This window comes from Planctomycetaceae bacterium, from assembly GCA_039680605.1.
Taxonomy (GTDB): Bacteria; Planctomycetota; Phycisphaerae; order SM23-33; family SM23-33; genus JAJFUU01.
In genome coordinates this window covers 1-2066 of the sequence record JBDKTA010000032.1, presented here as the reverse complement: position 1 = coordinate 2066, position 2066 = coordinate 1, and the positions used below count along the sequence as shown (strand labels likewise).

2 protein-coding genes are annotated in these 2066 nt (G+C 65.5%); one reads left to right on the top strand and one right to left on the bottom strand.

The genetic code is table 11. From position 1 onward, the window contains the following. Positions 1-158: 158 nt before the first annotated feature. On the bottom strand, positions 159-884 hold the full coding sequence (locus ABFD92_09330) for a methyltransferase domain-containing protein (protein MEN6504728.1): 726 nt from the start codon (positions 882-884) through the stop codon (positions 159-161). Positions 885-1019: 135 nt separating this feature from the next. On the opposite strand from ABFD92_09330, the gene ABFD92_09325 reads away from it, so the two are divergent. Further along, the gene (locus tag ABFD92_09325; protein MEN6504727.1) at positions 1020-1853 is read left to right on the top strand and encodes a class I SAM-dependent methyltransferase; all 834 of its coding nucleotides are present in this window, start codon (positions 1020-1022) and stop codon (positions 1851-1853) included. Positions 1854-2066: the final 213 nt, after the last annotated feature.

Genomic DNA, 2066 nt, shown 5'->3' with positions numbered 1-2066 from the left:
GTCGCACATTGCCAACACACGCTTACGTAAATCCATTGAGTATGCTTTCATTTCAAGCCTCCATGCTTGACCCAAGCATACACAACTTCTTCAGAGGGCGCTAGATGTGTTCGTGACTTGCTCTAATCTGCGTAATCCCGCACTCCCCGTCCCTGATCTTACTTGCGCAAGACGGCCACCAGGATCGAGCCCAGGCGCAGGTCGCAGCGGAACTCGGCCGCGGCGAGGCGCTCGGCGAGGCGCCAGCTCAGGGCGGCGGCCCAGGGGGCGATGAAGCACTGCGTCATCAACCGCTCGACGGTGAATCCGGCGTCGGTGCAGAGCCTGCGCAGGCGGCGCGGGGTGTAGTGCGTGACGTGCTGGTGCTCGCGCAGGGGCGGGGCCAGATGCAGCAGGTCCATCGTGCGTTCGATGAGCGGCCAGGCGCTGGCGTAGTTGGGCGTGGTGAGCATGACACGCCCGCCGCGTGCCAGCAGGCCGGCGAACACGTCAAGCATCCGCCGCCCCTGGTCGGCGTAGAGGTGCTCGATGACTTCCAGGCAGTAGATCTTGTCGGCAGGGCGCTCCAGGGCGAAGGCTTCATCGACGAGCCCGCACTGGAACCGCGCGCCGTCGCCAGGCCCTTGGCTACGGGCGAAGTCGATGGCCGCTTCGTTGGCGTCGATGCCCAGCACGGAAGCGCCCCGACCGGCCAGGTAGTGCGAGATGACGCCCGAGCCGCAGCCGACGTCGAGGGCAAACTCACCCGCCGCCGGCGGCAACAACCGCGCGACGGCCAACTGCTTGCTGTAATGCCAGAACCGCTGCACCGCCGGCCCCTGCGTCAGGGCGCGGTGCTGGTAGTCGCCGCCGATAGCCGTCGTGTCGCCGGTGCGTCGCTTCATGAATCCTCATGCGCCGCCGGCGGCCTTGGGGCAAGGCCTCTTCGTGCGGCGATACACCCATAGATTAGCGTTTTCGCCCGCCGTGTCTATCTCGCCCTCGCGGCACCTGCTGCGGGAGGGTAGAATCGCCGGTCCGTGGGCAACGACAACGATCACATTCAGCGTGAGGCAGCCATCCAGGGCCGGCGGTGGCACTCGATGCACGGCGGCTATTTTGCCGACGCCGCCGTCGTCGCGCCGCTGGTGGCGGCGATCTCCCGGGCCGCAGCGCAACACCCCCCCGCCGTGCTGGCCGACCTCGGCGGCGGCACGGGCTTTCTGCTCGAGCGGCTAGCGGCGCAGGGTTCGCTCGATGGCACCGCGATGGTGAACGTCGACCTCTCGCCGCGGCAGCTCGAACAATCGCGAGATCGCCGCATTGTCCAGCTCAACCGCTCGGCCGCCGGCGTGACGCGCGAAGAACTTTACGGGGTCAGGGATTCCGAAGTCACTGAAGTGACCCACCCGGGCGGGCTGATGCTCGTGATGCGGTCGCTGCTGCATTACTTCGGACGCGACGGCCTGGAGCCTTTCCTGGCGCACCTGCGGTCGCAGATGCGCAGCGGCGAGGTTCTCGTACAGCAGACGGCATGCTTTACCGAGGCCCGCGACGCCGGTTGCCTGAACGATCTTTACCGGCTCATGCGAACGGAGAAGTGGTATCCCACGCTGGAGGAACTGCAAGCCGCCCTGCAGCAATGCGGCTGGTCGATGATCGACATTCAGCCCGCCCCGCCGCTGCCGCTGACCTCGGCCGACCTGGCCCGGCGATACCAGCTCTCAGCCGCCGATGTCGAGATGATCGGCCGCGAGCTATCCGGCAAGTTCGGGCGCATCGTGGGCGTTTTCGAGCCCGCGCCGCAGGGCTTCACGGCATATCTGCACTACCAGATCATGACCTGCACAGCCGCACCGCGTGCCGGCGCGTGATATGGAGTGCGGCAGCCTTAGCTGCCGCTTTGGAAGTTTTTCGGCAAGCGGTACACACGCTCAACCGAACAACTCTAAAAGCGGCAGCTAACCCAACTTCCGCAGTTGGCGACGTAAGTGCTTTATTATCAAGGGCAGCGCCCTGAAAGTCTTCACTACATCGCTACGAAGCAGTCAGCGGCGGGGGCATGATCTTCATCCTCGACGGCAGGT